This window comes from Mycobacterium canetti CIPT 140010059, from assembly GCF_000253375.1.
Taxonomy (GTDB): Bacteria; Actinomycetota; Actinomycetes; order Mycobacteriales; family Mycobacteriaceae; genus Mycobacterium; species Mycobacterium tuberculosis.
In genome coordinates this window covers 1,434,101-1,450,560 of record NC_015848.1, presented here as the reverse complement: position 1 = coordinate 1,450,560, position 16,460 = coordinate 1,434,101, and the positions used below count along the sequence as shown (strand labels likewise).

Sequence of the window (16,460 nt, the reverse complement as noted above, 5' to 3'; positions counted from 1 at the left end):
AAGTCTGTCCCATGCCAGCGGAGCGCGGCGGGGACCAGGACGACGACGAACCGTAGCGATCCCGGGCACGTCACTGAACTAACGTCAGCCCGGTGAATGAGCAATACCGCAACCTGGTGCTGATGCGACACGCGAAGTCTGCGTACCCGGACGGGATCGCCGACCATGACCGGCCGCTAGCGCCGCGGGGTATCCGGGAGGCCGGGCTGGCCGGTGGCTGGCTGCGCGCCAACCTGCCGGCCGTCGATGCCGTGCTGTGCTCCACGGCGACGCGCGCCCGGCAGACTTTGGCGCACACCGGCATCGACGCACCCGCTCGCTACGCCGAGCGGCTCTACGGCGCGGCACCCGGAACCGTGATCGAGGAGATCAACCGGGTTGGCGACAACGTCACCACACTGCTTGTGGTCGGGCACGAGCCAACGACGTCGGCCCTTGCCATCGTCCTGGCCAGCATCAGCGGCACCGACGCCGCTGTCGCGGAACGCATCTCGGAGAAGTTCCCGACGTCGGGGATCGCCGTGCTACGCGTCGCCGGACACTGGGCAGACGTCGAACCGGGGTGTGCCGCGCTGGTCGGCTTTCACGTGCCACGGTAGAGGTGCTCTTGCTCCGCAAACCGTCAGCCGCGTACTTCCTTTTGAAGGCAGCCGAACCCGCGAGCGCGCGTGTCTGTACCCCGACACGCCGTTAGTGCCGTACAACTGCGCGCGCTCACGCCCAAGCTCCCGCCTCGCCCAGCGCTAGGCGTTGGTTGCCAGCGTCAGCTCCATCAGCTTGATCGCCTGCCCGCAGGCGTCGATACCAGGAGCCTGGGGATTGACCCACCAGCCGACCACTCCCGCCGCGTCGCTGGCGACGCCGCAGGCGCCGTTGGGATCGCCCGTCCGCATCACAATCGAGTCCACGCCCTGGATCGCGCGGGTCTCGACCTGGTACTTCAGGCCCTCGGCGACCTTGCGCTCATTGCTCAGACTGCCCTGCTCGAACCAGAACCGGGTGATATCGATCAGACCGGCCGGGTTGGCCGCCTGCCACCGGCAGATCGCGCCGACGAACGTGCTCTGGATGTCGAGCGGATCGGCACCGACGGTCTTGGCCAGGATGTCGGTGGTCAGGACCTCACATTCCTTGAGCAGGTTGGGGTAGCGCTCCTGGGAGTTATTGTTGCGCGGGACACCGGCCCCACCCGCCTTGACGGCGGTACCCGAAATCGACTTCGTGCAGCCGGTCAAGACAAGCAGTGCGGTGATCAAGGCGGCCGCACCGACCAGGACACGTCTCATTTCGAATTCGCAATCGATTGGCGGGTCAGTTCTTTGGCGATGTCGCACGGCGGCGGGAACGGCTTCTGGCTGAAACTCACCGACCATTCGATGAAGTCGTCGGAGAACTGGATTCCGACTTCACACAGTGAGTCACCCAAACTGGGCTCGTTACCGATGGCGATGAAACCGCTGTGGCCGTCGATGTTGATGTCCTCGACACTCGCGCGCGACAACTCCTCGGTCTTGCGTTCCCGCCCGATCGGGCTGCCGCGGTACCAGGAGAAGGAGAAGTGCGGGCCCAAGATACCGCCGCCCGCCAGCCATTGGCAGCCCACCGAATTCTTGGCGGTGTTGACCAGCCCGGTCACCCTTGTCAGCTCGGTCACCGTCTGATCGCTGACGCCGCCACATTGCGGGAAGAAGGGTCCGTGCCGGCCCTCAGCGTTTGCCGGTGTCGACGGGATCGTCGCTCCCGGTTTGTTGTCGCCGGAATCGGAGCACCCCGCGACCGCCGGGAACAAAGCCACCAACGCCGACACCGCCAGAGTCAACCTCCGCACCTTACGCCGCACCGCTACCTCTCCCACTGCCGATCACAGCATGCACTGTAGCCGCAGGCCCGCGGGTCAACCACGACACGCCAGTTAACCAGGCATTTCGGCCTAAGACTCATGCCTGGCGCGGGTAGGCAGCATGCGCAGTGTGCGACAGTTACCCAATGCTCCTGGCCCTGCTGCGCCAGCACATCCGACCGTACCGCCGGCTGGTCGCGATGCTGATGGTGCTGCAGCTGGTCAGCACCCTGGCTTCGCTATACCTCCCGACGGTCAACGCCGCAATCGTCGACGACGGCGTCGCCAAGGGCGACACCGCCACCATCGTACGGCTGGGTGCGGTGATGCTTGGGGTGACCGGATTGCAGGTGCTGTGCGCGATCGGGGCGGTCTATCTGGGCTCCCGGACCGGGGCGGGTTTCGGCCGTGACCTGCGCTCGGCAATGTTCGAACACATCATCACCTTCTCGGAACGCGAGACCGCCCGATTCGGCGCTCCGACGTTGTTGACCCGCAGCACCAACGACGTCCGGCAGATCCTGTTCCTGGTCCAGATGACCGCCACCGTGCTGGTCACCGCACCGATCATGTGCGTCGGCGGAATCATCATGGCCATCCACCAGGAGGCCGCGCTGACATGGCTGCTGCTGGTCAGCGTTCCGATTCTGGCCGTAGCAAACTACTGGATCATCTCCCACATGCTGCCGCTCTTCCGCCGCATGCAGAGCCTGATCGACGGCATCAACCGGGTGATGCGCGATCAGCTGTCCGGGGTGCGAGTGGTCCGCGCCTTCACCCGCGAAGGCTATGAACGCGACAAGTTCGCGCAGGCCAATACGGCGCTGTCGAATGCCGCACTGAGCGCCGGCAACTGGCAAGCACTGATGCTGCCGGTGACCACGCTGACCATCAACGCATCCAGCGTCGCACTGATCTGGTTCGGTGGGCTACGCATCGACAGCGGCCAGATGAAGGTCGGCTCCCTGATCGCCTTCCTGTCCTACTTCGCCCAGATCCTGATGGCGGTGTTGATGGCGACCATGACGCTGGCCGTGCTGCCACGAGCGTCGGTCTGCGCCGAACGCATCACCGAGGTGCTTTCCACGCCCGCCGCACTCGGTAACCCCGACAATCCCAAGTTCCCGACGGACGGGGTCACGGGCGTAGTGCGCTTGGCTGGCGCAACCTTTACCTATCCTGGCGCCGACTGCCCGGTGCTGCAGGACATTTCGTTGACTGCGCGGCCCGGTACCACCACCGCGATCGTCGGCAGTACCGGTTCGGGCAAGTCGACACTGGTGTCGTTGATCTGCCGGCTCTACGACGTCACCGCTGGCGCGGTCTTGGTTGACGGTATCGACGTCCGCGAGTACCACACCGAGCGGCTCTGGTCAGCGATCGGGCTGGTGCCCCAGCGCAGCTACCTCTTCTCCGGAACCGTCGCGGACAACCTGCGCTACGGCGCGGGCCCAGACCAGGTAGTCACCGAGCAGGAGATGTGGGAGGCGCTGCGGGTCGCCGCGGCCGACGGCTTTGTACAAACAGACGGGCTGCAGACGCGTGTCGCCCAAGGTGGTGTCAACTTCTCCGGCGGGCAGCGCCAACGGCTGGCGATAGCCCGAGCGGTCATCCGACGTCCGGCCATCTATGTGTTCGACGACGCGTTCTCCGCACTTGACGTGCACACCGACGCCAAAGTCCACGCATCGCTGCGACAGGTATCTGGTGATGCAACCATCATTGTTGTTACACAACGGATTTCGAATGCCGCTCAGGCCGACCAGGTCATCGTTGTCGATAACGGTAAGATCGTCGGCACGGGCACCCACGAAACGCTGCTGGCCGATTGCCCCACCTATGCCGAATTCGCCGCCTCACAATCGCTGAGCGCCACGGTCGGGGGTGTAGGGTGACCGCGCCACCGGGCGCACGCCCCCGTGCCACAAGCCCGCCCCCGAACATGCGGTCCCGCGACTTCTGGGGATCGGCAGCCCGACTGGTGAAACGGCTGGCGCCACAACGCCGGCTCAGCATCGCGGTGATCACACTGGGAATCGCCGGCACGACGATCGGCGTCATCGTTCCACGGATCCTCGGCCATGCCACCGATTTGCTGTTCAACGGCGTGATCGGGCGAGGGCTACCGGGGGGAATCACCAAGGCACAGGCCGTCGCTTCGGCTCGGGCCCGTGGTGACAACACCTTCGCCGACCTGCTGTCCGGGATGAACGTGGTGCCGGGCCAAGGTGTGGACTTCGCCGCGGTGGAGCGAACACTGGCGCTGGCGTTGGCGCTGTATCTGGCTGCAGCGCTGATGATTTGGGCACAAGCCCGGCTGCTCAACCTCACCGTGCAGAAAACGATGGTCAGGTTGCGGACCGATGTCGAAGACAAGGTGCACCGGCTGCCGCTGTCCTACTTCGACGGACAACAGCGCGGTGAGCTGCTGAGCCGGGTCACCAATGACATCGACAACCTCCAGTCGTCGCTGTCAATGACGATCAGCCAGCTGGTGACGTCGATTCTGACCATGGTGGCGGTGCTGGCCATGATGGTGTCGATCTCGGGCCTGCTGGCGCTGATCACACTGCTGACGGTGCCGCTGTCGCTGCTGGTGACACGCGCGATCACCCGGCGGTCACAGCCCCTATTCGTAGCTCACTGGACCAGCACCGGGCGCCTCAACGCCCATCTCGAAGAGACCTACAGCGGGTTCACGGTAGTCAAGACGTTCGGCCACCAAGCGGCCGCACGAGAACGGTTCCACGAGTTGAATGACGACGTCTACCAGGCCGGTTTCGGCGCCCAGTTCCTCTCTGGTCTCGTGCAGCCGGCGACGGCGTTCATCGGCAACCTCGGCTACGTCGCGGTCGCGGTGGCCGGTGGCCTGCAGGTAGCCACCGGGCAGATCACGCTCGGCAGCATCCAGGCGTTCATCCAGTACATCCGCCAGTTCAACATGCCGCTGAGCCAGCTGGCCGGGATGTACAACGCCCTGCAGTCCGGGGTGGCCAGCGCGGAGCGGGTGTTCGACGTGCTCGACGAGCCCGAGGAGTCGCCGGAGCCTGAGCCGGAGCTGCCGAACCTAACCGGACGGGTCGAGTTTGAGCACGTGAACTTTGCTTACCTCCCGGGCACGCCGGTGATCCGCGACCTGTCGCTGGTGGCCGAACCGGGTAGCACGGTGGCGATCGTCGGACCGACGGGAGCCGGCAAGACCACGCTGGTGAACCTGCTAATGCGGTTCTACGAGATCGGTTCCGGACGAATCCTGATCGACGGGGTGGATATCGCCTCGGTAAGCCGGCAGTCGCTGCGATCGCGAATCGGCATGGTGTTGCAAGACACCTGGCTCTACGACGGGACCATCGCGGAGAACATCGCCTACGGACGGCCGGAGGCCACCACAGACGAGATAGTAGAAGCCGCCAGGGCGGCCCATGTCGACCGGTTTGTGAACACACTGCCTGCTGGCTACCAGACACGGGTCAGCGGCGACGGCGGCAGCATCAGCGTCGGCGAGAAGCAACTCATTACCATCGCCCGCGCCTTTCTTGCCCGCCCGCAGCTGTTGATCCTGGACGAGGCGACCAGCTCGGTCGATACCCGCACCGAGCTGCTCATCCAGCGAGCGATGCGCGAGCTTCGCCGGGATCGTACGAGTTTCATTATCGCCCACCGACTTTCGACGATTCGCGATGCCGACCACATCCTGGTGGTCCAGACCGGCCAGATCGTCGAACGCGGCAACCACGCCGAGCTGTTGGCCCGGCGCGGGGTCTATTACCAGATGACGCGGGCCTAGCCCGACGCGGGCCCACGAGGTTACCAAGAAGTTGTTGAGAATCCGCCAAGGCGCCCCCCGCAAGCTGAGGTCATCCAGGGAAATCCCGACCGCGAAGGATCTTGACCATGTTATCGCCGTTATCGCCTCGCATTATCGCAGCGTTCACCACTGCAGTCGGCGCCGCCGCCATCGGACTTGCCGTCGCCACCGCCGGCACCGCCGGCGCCAACACCAAAGACGAAGCCTTCATTGCTCAGATGGAGTCCATTGGCGTCACCTTCTCCTCACCGCAGGTGGCCACCCAGCAAGCCCAGCTGGTCTGCAAGAAGCTGGCCAGCGGCGAAACCGGCACCGAGATCGCCGAGGAGGTCCTCAGCCAAACCAACCTGACCACTAAGCAGGCAGCCTACTTCGTCGTCGACGCAACCAAGGCCTACTGCCCGCAATACGCCAGCCAGCTCACCTAGCCGCCGCCCACCCGATGCGGGGATCCCGTCAACCGGGATCCCCGCATTCGCTTTGCCGCCGGACAACGAAAGCGTTTGAAACGCCATTCAATTCGGCCGATTCGACTCGCGGTGCCGTGCGGCGCTCACTCGGACTCGGTGTCGGCTGTTGACTCTGCCGCAACGGGATTGCTATGCAGTACGAAGCTGTGGGCCAACATGAGGAGATTTCGATGAAGCATCCACCTTGTTCCGTTGTTGCCGCCGCCACCGCCATACTCGCCGTCGTCCTGGCGATCGGCGGCTGCTCAACCGAAGGGGACGCCGGCAAAGCGTCTGACACCGCGGCCACGGCATCCAACGGCGATGCGGCCATGCTACTCAAGCAGGCCACCGATGCGATGCGCAAGGTCACCGGAATGCACGTCAGACTTGCGGTGACAGGCGACGTGCCAAACCTGCGGGTGACCAAGCTCGAAGGCGATATCTCCAACACACCGCAGACGGTTGCCACCGGTAGCGCGACATTGCTCGTCGGCAACAAGAGCGAAGACGCGAAGTTCGTCTATGTCGACGGTCACCTGTACTCCGACCTAGGCCAGCCCGGCACCTACACCGATTTCGGCAACGGCGCCTCGATCTACAACGTGTCGGTGCTCCTCGACCCCAACAAGGGCCTGGCCAACCTGTTGGCTAACCTCAAGGACGCGTCGGTTGCCGGCAGCCAGCAGGCGGACGGTGTCGCGACCACCAAGATCACCGGGAACTCGTCTGCTGACGACATCGCGACGCTGGCCGGCTCACGTCTGACCTCCGAAGACGTCAAAAGGGTGCCCACCACCGTCTGGATCGCTTCGGATGGATCCTCGCACTTGGTCCAGATCCAGATCGCTCCCACCAAAGACACGTCGGTGACGTTGACGATGTCCGACTGGGGTAAGCAGGTCACCGCCACCAAACCGGTCTAGCCATCGTCCTCATTGCTTGTTGAAACCGCCGCACCGCCGGCATTCGGAAAGGACTCACCAATGACGACGATGATTACTCTTCGGCGACGGTTCGCGGTGGCCGTCGCCGGCGTCGCCACTGCCGCCGCGACGACCGTCACCCTGGCTCCCGCACCAGCAAATGCCGCCGATGTCTATGGCGCAATTGCCTACTCCGGCAACGGCTCGTGGGGCCGATCGTGGGACTACCCAACCCGGGCGGCTGCCGAAGCCACCGCCGTCAAGTCGTGTGGCTACTCCGACTGCAAGGTGCTCACCAGTTTCACCGCCTGCGGCGCCGTCGCCGCCAACGATAGGGCATACCAGGGAGGAGTTGGACCCACCTTGGCCGCCGCCATGAAGGACGCCCTGACCAAGCTCGGCGGCGGCTACATCGACACCTGGGCCTGCAACTAATCCCGCACGCCCGCTTAGGCAGCCGACCGATCGTCGGTACCGCCGTGCATCCCGGTAGCAACGCTGTCGACTGCGCCCGCGCAGACCGGCCTGCCCGCGACCGGTGAACCTCGGCTGACCACTGCAGATCACTCCAAGAATTCCTAGAGATAACAAAAAGGTCACCATCGGAACCTTTTCTCAACATCCACTCCGCATAGCGGAACGAGAAAAGGACCGACGATGACGACCAGCAAAATCGCCACCGCCTTCAAGACCGCCACCTTCGCGCTGGCCGCCGGTGCCGTTGCACTGGGATTGGCCAGCCCCGCCGACGCAGCGGCGGGCACCATGTATGGCGACCCGGCAGCCGCCGCCAAGTACTGGCGCCAGCAGACATACGACGACTGCGTCCTGATGTCGGCCGCGGACGTGATCGGTCAAGTGACCGGCAGGGAGCCTTCCGAGCGCGCCATCATCAAAGTGGCCCAGTCGACACCCAGCGTCGTGCACCCCGGGTCCATCTACACAAAGCCGGCCGACGCCGAGCACCCGAACTCGGGAATGGGTACCAACGTGGCCGACATACCGACGCTGCTGGCGCATTACGGCGTCGACGCCGTTATCACCGACGAGGACCACGCCACAGCCACCGGAGTCGCCACCGGCATGGCCGCCCTCGAGCAGTATCTGGGCAGCGGGCACGCCGTGATCGTCAGCATCAACGCCGAGATGATCTGGGGCCAGCCCGTCGAGGAAACCGACAGTGCCGGCAACCCGCGGTCTGACCACGCCGTGGTGGTGACCGGTGTCGATACCGAAAACGGCATTGTTCACCTCAACGACAGCGGCACCCCCACGGGCCGCGACGAGCAGATCCCGATGGAAACCTTCGTCGAGGCGTGGGCCACCAGCCACGACTTCATGGCCGTCACCACCTGAACCGCGCTCGAATGTCGATCACCACAGCGGGCAGCCACTCGTTGCAAGAACACCGGGTCGGCTGCCCGCCGATCGCATGTTTGGATGAGCACCAACAGGATTCGCGTGGGACATTCACGATCATCTTTACAGGGCCAGCATTTCACCCGCATGGAAACAGCCGATGCCGCTGTCAAGGGCCACCGACCCGGTACATCGCACGGAGTGCCGAGATCCTGGGTTCTTACCGCATCGGCGAAACGTGGTATCACAATGACCGGTAGCGACACCCTATTGGCACCTTGGCACCGCAAGCCACGGAGGACCCGCAATGGCTGGTAGCGCGACAGTGGAGAAGCGGCTCGACTTCGGCCTGCTTGGACCGTTGCAGATGACTATCGACGGCACCCCGGTGCCATCGGGCACCCCCAAGCAACGGGCTGTGCTAGCCATGTTGGTCATCAACCGCAACAGGCCCGTAGGAGTCGACGCCCTAATCACCGCCCTCTGGGAGGAGTGGCCACCCTCGGGCGCACGCGCGAGTATCCACTCCTACGTGTCTAATCTGCGTAAGCTCCTCGGTGGCGCCGGGATCGACCCACGGGTGGTGTTGGCCGCAGCGCCGCCGGGTTATCGGCTCAGCATCCCCGACAACACTTGCGATCTGGGGCGGTTTGTTGCCGAAAAAACCGCGGGCGTGCACGCGGCCGCCGCCGGCCGGTTCGAACAAGCCAGCCGCCACCTGTCGGCCGCATTGAGAGAATGGCGTGGGCCGGTGCTCGATGACCTGCGCGACTTCCAGTTCGTCGAACCCTTTGCCACGGCGCTGGTAGAAGACAAGGTTCTTGCCCATACCGCCAAGGCGGAGGCCGAAATCGCGTGTGGGCGGGCCAGCGCAGTGATCGCCGAGCTCGAGGCTCTGACATTCGAACACCCCTACCGGGAGCCGCTGTGGACACAGCTGATCACCGCCTACTACCTCTCCGACCGGCAATCCGATGCGCTGGGCGCCTATCGCCGGGTGAAGACAACACTGGCCGACGACCTCGGCATCGACCCCGGTCCGACGTTGCGCGCTCTCAACGAGCGGATTCTGCGTCAGCAACCGCTGGATGCCAAGAAGTCCGCCAAAACCACCGCTGCCGGCACCGTCACGGTGCTCGATCAGCGCACCATGGCGTCGGGCCAGCAGGCGGTGGCCTACCTGCACGACATCGCCTCGGGTCGCGGCTACCCACTGCAAGCCGCGGCGACCCGGATCGGGCGTCTGCATGACAACGACATCGTCCTAGACAGCGCCAACGTCAGCCGCCACCACGCCGTCATCGTCGACACGGGCACCAACTACGTCATCAACGACCTCCGATCGTCCAACGGCGTGCATGTGCAGCACGAGCGAATCCGCTCCGCGGTCACGCTGAACGACGGCGACCACATTCGCATCTGTGACCATGAATTCACGTTCCAGATCAGCGCGGGGACGCATGGCGGCACGTAGATCCGTGGACACAAGCCCTTAACACCGATGTCCACGGATATGACTGCTACACAAAGCTTTTCGTGGCAACGTCGCGCGCTGGCCGCCGGCGCTGGGCTGCGGTAACCAATTACCACAACACTTTTCGGTAGCCGAACAGCGGCGCGTACCAGCGAATGGCACAGCCACCGCAGTCGCCGACATCCCGCTAAGATGTGGCGGATTTTCGTGCGGTCGAGCCGGCGAAGGCCTAGCGTCATTGTTGCCTGGCAAGGTTGCTGGGCCCGGCGATCGCAGCCGACGTGATACCTGACCGTTGTTGATAGTGTCGGCGGCAGCGGGTTGGTTGGGAGGATCAGCGATGAGCGACGCACAGGACTCGCGGGTGGGCTCGATGTTTGGGCCCTACCACCTCAAACGGCTGTTGGGCCGGGGCGGGATGGGCGAGGTCTACGAGGCCGAGCACACCGTCAAGGAGTGGACCGTCGCCGTCAAGCTGATGACCGCGGAATTCAGCAAGGACCCGGTGTTTCGCGAGCGGATGAAACGCGAAGCCCGCATCGCCGGCCGGTTGCAGGAACCTCACGTGGTGCCCATCCACGACTACGGCGAAGTCGACGGCCAAATGTTTTTGGAGATGCGCCTGGTGGAGGGCACCGACCTTGACAGCGTGCTCAAACGCTTCGGCCCGCTGACCCCACCGCGCGCGGTGGCCATCATCACCCAGATCGCCTCGGCGCTCGATGCCGCACACGCCGACGGGGTAATGCACCGCGACGTCAAACCGCAAAACATTCTGATCACCCGCGACGACTTTGCCTATCTGGTCGACTTCGGGATCGCCAGTGCGACCACCGACGAGAAACTGACCCAGTTAGGCACCGCGGTGGGCACCTGGAAATACATGGCCCCCGAACGGTTCTCCAACGACGAGGTAACCTACCGCGCCGACATCTACGCGCTGGCCTGCGTGCTGCACGAATGCTTGACCGGGGCCCCGCCGTATCGCGCCGACAGCGCCGGCACACTGGTCAGCTCCCACCTGATGGGACCCATCCCCCAGCCCAGCGCCATCCGCCCGGGCATCCCCAAAGCCTTTGACGCGGTGGTCGCCCGCGGCATGGCCAAAAAGCCCGAAGACCGCTACGCCAGCGCCGGCGACCTGGCCCTGGCCGCCCACGAAGCGCTCAGCGACCCCGACCAAGACCACGCCGCCGACATCCTGCGCCGCAGCCAAGAATCCACCCTGCCCGGCACCGCGGCGGTAACCGCGCAGCCGCCGACCATGCCCACCGTCACACCGCCGCCCATCCAGGCCGCGCCGACCGGCCAGCCGTCCTGGGCGCCCAATAGCGGCCCGATGCCGGCCAGCGGACCCACTCCCACCCCGCAGTACTACCAGGGCGGCGGCTGGGGCGCACCGCCGTCCGGCGGCCCCACCCCCTGGGCCCAGACCCCACGCAAAACCAACCCGTGGCCCTTTGTGGCCGTCGCCGCCGCCGTCGTGCTCGTCCTCGTGTTGGGCGCCATCGGCATCTGGATCGCCAACCGACCGGACGACAACCCAAAACGGAACATCGCGACCTCCCCAGGCACCCCCACCACCACGGCAACGACCCCGCTACCCGCGACCACAACGCCGACCACAGCACCGGCCAGCGACCCGCAGACCAGGCTGCTCAGCATGTTGCCGTCGGGCTATCCGACCGGCACCTGTAAACCGACCACGCCGAAGCCGAACAGCATATGGGTGAACGCCGTGGCGATGGTCGACTGCGGGCAAAACACCAACCAGGGTGGGCCAAGTCGCGCCATCTATGGATTGTTCGCCAATCCCGACAAGCTGAAACAGGCCTTCAACGACGATATCGCCGCCGTGGAGCTGATGAACTGTCCCGGTGAAGGACCATCACCGGATGGCTGGCATTACAACCAGACCCCAGACGTGACCGCAGGCATGATCGCGTGCGGCACCTATAAGAATCGCCCGAACGTGATCTGGAGCAACGAGGCCAAGCTAACGCTCAGCGACGTCTTCGGGGATCCCGCCACCATTGAGGATCTGCACAACTGGTGGGCCAAGTACGGGTAAGAGGCTAGGCATGACAGACACGGCCGACATGATCACCCCCAATGCACCGCGGCTGGAACTGCGGGCCGCGGGGCGCACCTGGCATGCCGTCGCCGGCCGCGAGTGGAGCATTGGCCGCGCCAGTGAAGCCGATATCCGACTGGACAATCCGCGGGTGTCGCGCCAACACGCAGTGCTGGAAGCTACACCTGAGGGATGGGTTCTGGTCAACCTGAGCACCAATGGCACATTCGTGGACGGGCAGCGGGTGGAACGCCTGACGGTACGTCAGCCCATCACGATTTTTCTTGGTTCGGCGTCTTCCGGGCAGCGGGTGCAACTGTACCCGGTTGCCCAGTCACCCACGCCCACCCCTGCGCCGCACTCACCAGCCCCGCCACGGCCGGCAACGCCCAAACCGGCTCAACGGCAGGGTGAGACGACGGTCGCCCGGCCACCGACTGCATTCCATGCCATTGACCAGTTGGTCGTCACGATCGGCCGCGCACCCGAGAACACCGTGGTCCTCAACGACTTGCTGGTCTCCCGCCGGCACGCCATCCTGCGGCGAACCGGTAACCGATGGGAGCTCAGCGACAATGCCAGTGCCAACGGAACCTACGTCAACGGCCACCGCATCAGCCGTGCGGTCATCGGACCGACTGACATCGTCGGCATCGGCCATCAGCTGCTGCACCTATCCGGCGATCGGCTCGTGGAATACGTCGACACCGGCGATATCTCCTACCAGGCGTCAAATCTGCGGGTGGTCACCAACAAGGGTCGTGTGTTGCTGGCCGATGTCAGTTTCGTTCTGCCGCAACGCAGCTTGTTGGCGGTAGTGGGGCCAAGCGGTGCCGGGAAATCGACACTGCTGGGCGCGCTGACCGGGTTCCGGCCGGCCGGCAACGGAACCGTGCGCTACGACGAGCGCGACCTGTATGACAACTACGCCGAGCTGCGGCACCGGATCGGGTTCGTGCCACAGGACGACATCCTGCACACCCCGCTGACGGTGCGGCGAGCGCTGAACTACGCGGCGCGGCTTCGATTCCCGCAGGATGTCTCCGTCGACGAACGCAACCAGCGCATCGAGGAGGTGCTGGTCGAACTCGGCCTTTCCACCCAAGCCGATCAACGAATCGACAGCCTGTCGGGTGGTCAGCGGAAACGGACTAGCGTCGCGTTGGAACTGCTGACCAAACCGTCGCTGTTGTTCCTCGACGAACCGACATCCGGCCTGGACCCGGGCTATGAAAAGTCCGTCATGCAGACCCTACGCAAACTGGCGGACGACGGCCGCTCGGTGGTGGTGGTCACCCACAACATCGCCCACCTCAACATGTGCGACCGGCTGCTCATCCTGGCCCCCGGAGGTCGCCTCGCGTACTTTGGTCCGCCGCAACAGGCCCTGGGCTACTTCAACTGCACCGACTTCGCCGACCTGTTCACCCTCCTCGAACACGACACCTCCACCGACTGGACCGGCCGGTTCAACGCCTCACCCCTACGGGAGGCCCTCATCGGCCACCCCGCCATGCGCCCCGCGCGGCCGGCCGCCGCGCGGCACGCCAGGCCCGTCGCTCAGCAAAGTGCGTTCGCTCAATTCGCCATCCTGTGCCGACGGTATCTGGCCGTCATCGCCGCCGACCGCCAGTATGCGGTGTTCTTGCTAGTCCTGCCGCTGCTGTTGAGTCTGTTTGCCCATGCCGTCCCGGGCCAGGCCGGGTTGTCGCTGGCTAAGGCCATCGAGCTGAAGTCGACCCAGCCGTCGCAACTACTGGTGTTGCTGATCATCGGCGGTGCACTCATGGGCTGTGCTGCCTCGATCCGTGAAATCGTCAAAGAACGAGCAATATATCGGCGCGAACACGGCATCGGCTTGTCACGCGGCGCCTACCTGGCATCCAAATTGGTGGTCCTTACAGCACTGACCAGCCTGCAAGCGCTGATCCTGGGATTCCTCGGTGTCGCGTTGCTGCCCCCACCCGATCAATCGGTGATATTGCCTTGGCCCAGTGTCGAAGTGGCCGTGGCCGTCGTCGCCGTAACCGTGGTCTCGATGATGATCGGCCTGCTGATCTCGGCGATGATCGGCAACGCCGACCGCGGCATGCCGCTGCTGGTATTGGTGGTCATGGCCCAATTGGTGCTGTGCGGGGGCATGTTCGGTGTGAGTGGTCGACCCCCGCTAGAGCAGCTGTCGTGGCTGTCCCCGTCGCGGTGGGCCTACGCCATGGCCGCAGCCACCGTCGACCTCAACGACCTGCGCCGGACCGCCGGTGGAGACCAAGATCCACTGTGGGACTACAACGTCGGTAGCTGGTTGATGGCCGCGGGGGCCTGCGCCGTACAGGCGCTCGTGCTGGTGATCTTGATCGCGCTGCAGCTCAAACGCATCGAGCCGCAACGCAAAGCTCGTAAGTGAACCGACCAGGCGTAGACCAGCCGGTCATTTGTTCAACGCGCAAGCCTCGGTTCAGCGCCTAAGAACGCGTCCGCCCCCGCACTTTCCGCATCTTTGACGAATCCTTGGCTGCGCGCTGGCTAGCAAACCTCGGCGCGGTGTCCAGCAGTCAGCTTTCGGCGGGCGCGATTGCCACAAGCCACACGGAACCCGGTGACGTTGTTGATAGTGTCGGCGGCAGCGGGTTGGTTGGGAGGATCAGCGATGAGCGACGCACAGGACTCGCGGGTGGGCTCGATGTTTGGGCCCTACCACCTCAAACGGCTGTTGGGCCGGGGCGGGATGGGCGAGGTCTACGAGGCCGAGCACACCGTCAAGGAGTGGACCGTCGCCGTCAAGCTGATGACTGCGGAATTCAGCAAGGACCCGGTGTTTCGCGAGCGGATGAAACGCGAAGCCCGCATCGCCGGCCGGTTGCAGGAACCTCACGTGGTGCCCATCCACGACTACGGCGAAGTCGACGGCCAAATGTTTTTGGAGATGCGCCTGGTGGAGGGCACCGACCTTGACAGCGTGCTCAAACGCTTCGGCCCGCTGACCCCACCGCGCGCGGTGGCCATCATCACCCAGATCGCCTCGGCGCTCGATGCCGCACACGCCGACGGGGTAATGCACCGCGACGTCAAACCGCAAAACATTCTGATCACCCGCGACGACTTTGCCTATCTGGTCGACTTCGGGATCGCCAGTGCGACCACCGACGAGAAACTGACCCAGTTAGGCACCGCGGTGGGCACCTGGAAATACATGGCCCCCGAACGGTTCTCCAACGACGAGGTAACCTACCGCGCCGACATCTACGCGCTGGCCTGCGTGCTGCACGAATGCTTGACCGGGGCCCCGCCGTATCGCGCCGACAGCGCCGGCACACTGGTCAGCTCCCACCTGATGGGACCCATCCCCCAGCCCAGCGCCATCCGCCCGGGCATCCCCAAAGCCTTTGACGCGGTGGTCGCCCGCGGCATGGCCAAAAAGCCCGAAGACCGCTACGCCAGCGCCGGCGACCTGGCCCTGGCCGCCCACGAAGCGCTCAGCGACCCCGACCAAGACCACGCCGCCGACATCCTGCGCCGCAGCCAAGAATCCACCCTGCCCGCGCCGCCTAAGCCCGTCCCGCCACCGACCATGCCGGCCACCGCCATGGCTCCTCGGCAGCCACCCGCACCCCCCGTCACCCCGCCGGGTGCCCAGCCGGCACCAAAGCCGTCCTACACGCCCCCGGCCCAGCCGGGGCCTGCCGGGCAGCGGCCTGGCCCCACCGGCCAGCCGTCCTGGGCGCCCAATAGCGGCCCGATGCCGGCCAGCGGACCCACTCCCACCCCGCAGTACTACCAGGGCGGCGGCTGGGGCGCACCGCCGTCCGGCGGCCCCAGCCCCTGGGCCCAGACCCCCCGCAAAACCAACCCGTGGCCCTTTGTGGCCGTCGCCGCCGCCGTCGTGCTCGTCCTCGTGTTGGGCGCCATCGGCATCTGGATCGCCATCCGGCCCAAGCCGGTACAGCCGCCTCAGCCGGTTGCGGAGGAGCGCCTTAGCGCCCTACTGCTGAACTCCTCAGAAGTCAACGCCGTGATGGGCTCGTCGTCCATGCAGCCGGGCAAACCGATCACATCGATGGACTCTTCGCCGGTGACGGTGTCCCTGCCGGACTGCCAGGGCGCGCTGTATACCAGCCAGGATCCGGTGTATGCCGGCACCGGCTACACCGCCATCAACGGCTTGATTTCATCCGAGCCGGGCGACAACTACGAACATTGGGTGAACCAAGCCGTCGTCGCCTTTCCGACCGCCGACAAAGCCCGCGCGTTCGTGCAGACTTCGGCCGACAAATGGAAGAACTGCGCAGGCAAGACGGTCACCGTCACTAATAAGGCCAAGACCTACCGGTGGACGTTTGCCGACGTCAAAGGCAGCCCGCCGACGATCACGGTGATAGACACCCAAGAAGGCGCTGAGGGCTGGGAATGCCAACGCGCGATGAGCGTGGCCAACAATGTGGTCGTCGACGTCAACGCATGCGGGTACCAGATCACCAATCAAGCAGGCCAGATCGCCGCCAAGATCGTTGACAAAGTCAACAAGGAATGACG

Annotated in this window: 13 protein-coding genes; 11 read left to right on the top strand and 2 right to left on the bottom strand. The window is 64.9% G+C overall.

Annotated features, from left to right (window positions below; all coding sequences use genetic code 11):
* Positions 1-92 precede the first annotated feature (92 nt).
* Positions 93-599 (top strand): SixA phosphatase family protein, encoded by a 507-nt coding sequence (locus MCAN_RS06785; protein ID WP_003898805.1) that lies wholly within the window; start codon positions 93-95, stop codon positions 597-599.
* A gap of 144 nt (positions 600-743) precedes the next feature.
* On the opposite strand, the gene MCAN_RS06780 is transcribed toward MCAN_RS06785, so the two are convergent.
* Both MCAN_RS06780 and MCAN_RS06775 read right to left on the bottom strand, forming a co-directional pair.
* Entirely contained in the window at positions 744-1,286 is a 543-nt protein-coding gene (locus tag MCAN_RS06780; protein ID WP_003900308.1) for a DUF3558 domain-containing protein, read from the bottom strand.
* Entirely contained in the window at positions 1,283-1,840 is a 558-nt protein-coding gene (locus MCAN_RS06775) for a DUF3558 domain-containing protein (protein WP_003406577.1), read from the bottom strand. Before MCAN_RS06775 ends, MCAN_RS06780 begins: the two co-directional genes overlap by 4 nt.
* A gap of 146 nt (positions 1,841-1,986) precedes the next feature.
* Here MCAN_RS06775 and MCAN_RS06770 point away from each other — a divergent pair, with 146 nt between their 5' ends.
* The 10 genes from MCAN_RS06770 (at position 1,987) to pknH (ending at position 16,458) form a co-directional block, all read left to right on the top strand.
* A complete protein-coding gene (locus MCAN_RS06770) occupies positions 1,987-3,735 on the top strand; it encodes an ABC transporter ATP-binding protein (RefSeq protein ID WP_014000695.1) in 1,749 nt (582 codons plus the stop codon).
* Positions 3,732-5,627 (top strand): fatty acid ABC transporter ATP-binding protein/permease, encoded by a 1,896-nt coding sequence (locus MCAN_RS06765; protein ID WP_014000694.1) that lies wholly within the window; start codon positions 3,732-3,734, stop codon positions 5,625-5,627. Before MCAN_RS06770 ends, MCAN_RS06765 begins: the two co-directional genes overlap by 4 nt.
* Positions 5,628-5,734: 107 nt before the next feature.
* On the top strand, positions 5,735-6,076 hold the full coding sequence (locus MCAN_RS06760; protein WP_003406566.1) for a DUF732 domain-containing protein: 342 nt from the start codon (positions 5,735-5,737) through the stop codon (positions 6,074-6,076).
* Between the two features lie 212 nt (positions 6,077-6,288).
* Positions 6,289-7,023: a TLR2 agonist LprA gene (gene lprA / locus MCAN_RS06755; protein WP_014000693.1), complete on the top strand. Its 735-nt coding sequence runs from the start codon at positions 6,289-6,291 to the stop codon at positions 7,021-7,023.
* Between the two features lie 60 nt (positions 7,024-7,083).
* The gene (locus MCAN_RS06750) at positions 7,084-7,458 is read left to right on the top strand and encodes a DUF4189 domain-containing protein (RefSeq protein ID WP_003406558.1); all 375 of its coding nucleotides are present in this window, start codon (positions 7,084-7,086) and stop codon (positions 7,456-7,458) included.
* Positions 7,459-7,680: 222 nt separating this feature from the next.
* Positions 7,681-8,379 carry a C39 family peptidase gene (locus tag MCAN_RS06745; RefSeq protein WP_014000692.1) on the top strand — a complete coding sequence of 233 codons (699 nt, stop codon included), beginning with the start codon at positions 7,681-7,683 and terminating at the stop codon, positions 8,377-8,379.
* Between the two features lie 310 nt (positions 8,380-8,689).
* Positions 8,690-9,856 (top strand): ATPase/transcriptional regulator EmbR, encoded by a 1,167-nt coding sequence (embR, locus tag MCAN_RS06740; RefSeq protein WP_003406553.1) that lies wholly within the window; start codon positions 8,690-8,692, stop codon positions 9,854-9,856.
* Between the two features lie 340 nt (positions 9,857-10,196).
* Positions 10,197-11,927, top strand: coding sequence for a serine/threonine-protein kinase (locus tag MCAN_RS06735; RefSeq protein ID WP_014000691.1), 1,731 nt, complete (start codon positions 10,197-10,199; stop codon positions 11,925-11,927).
* 10 nt (positions 11,928-11,937) lie between these two features.
* On the top strand, positions 11,938-14,334 hold the full coding sequence (locus MCAN_RS06730) for an FHA domain-containing protein (RefSeq protein WP_014000690.1): 2,397 nt from the start codon (positions 11,938-11,940) through the stop codon (positions 14,332-14,334).
* A gap of 243 nt (positions 14,335-14,577) precedes the next feature.
* A complete protein-coding gene (gene pknH, locus MCAN_RS06725; protein ID WP_014000689.1) occupies positions 14,578-16,458 on the top strand; it encodes a serine/threonine protein kinase PknH in 1,881 nt (626 codons plus the stop codon).
* The last annotated feature ends 2 nt before the right edge of the window (positions 16,459-16,460 follow it).

Coding starts and splice junctions, on each gene's coding strand:
- MCAN_RS06745 (WP_014000692.1), top strand. CDS start 7,681: ATGACGACCAGCAAAATCGCCACCGCCTTCAAGACCGCCACCTTCGCG.
- MCAN_RS06750 (WP_003406558.1), top strand. CDS start 7,084: ATGACGACGATGATTACTCTTCGGCGACGGTTCGCGGTGGCCGTCGCC.
- pknH (WP_014000689.1), top strand. CDS start 14,578: ATGAGCGACGCACAGGACTCGCGGGTGGGCTCGATGTTTGGGCCCTAC.
- MCAN_RS06770 (WP_014000695.1), top strand. CDS start 1,987: ATGCTCCTGGCCCTGCTGCGCCAGCACATCCGACCGTACCGCCGGCTG.
- MCAN_RS06760 (WP_003406566.1), top strand. CDS start 5,735: ATGTTATCGCCGTTATCGCCTCGCATTATCGCAGCGTTCACCACTGCA.
- MCAN_RS06735 (WP_014000691.1), top strand. CDS start 10,197: ATGAGCGACGCACAGGACTCGCGGGTGGGCTCGATGTTTGGGCCCTAC.
- MCAN_RS06780 (WP_003900308.1), bottom strand. CDS start 1,286: ATGAGACGTGTCCTGGTCGGTGCGGCCGCCTTGATCACCGCACTGCTT.
- embR (WP_003406553.1), top strand. CDS start 8,690: ATGGCTGGTAGCGCGACAGTGGAGAAGCGGCTCGACTTCGGCCTGCTT.
- MCAN_RS06730 (WP_014000690.1), top strand. CDS start 11,938: ATGACAGACACGGCCGACATGATCACCCCCAATGCACCGCGGCTGGAA.
- lprA (WP_014000693.1), top strand. CDS start 6,289: ATGAAGCATCCACCTTGTTCCGTTGTTGCCGCCGCCACCGCCATACTC.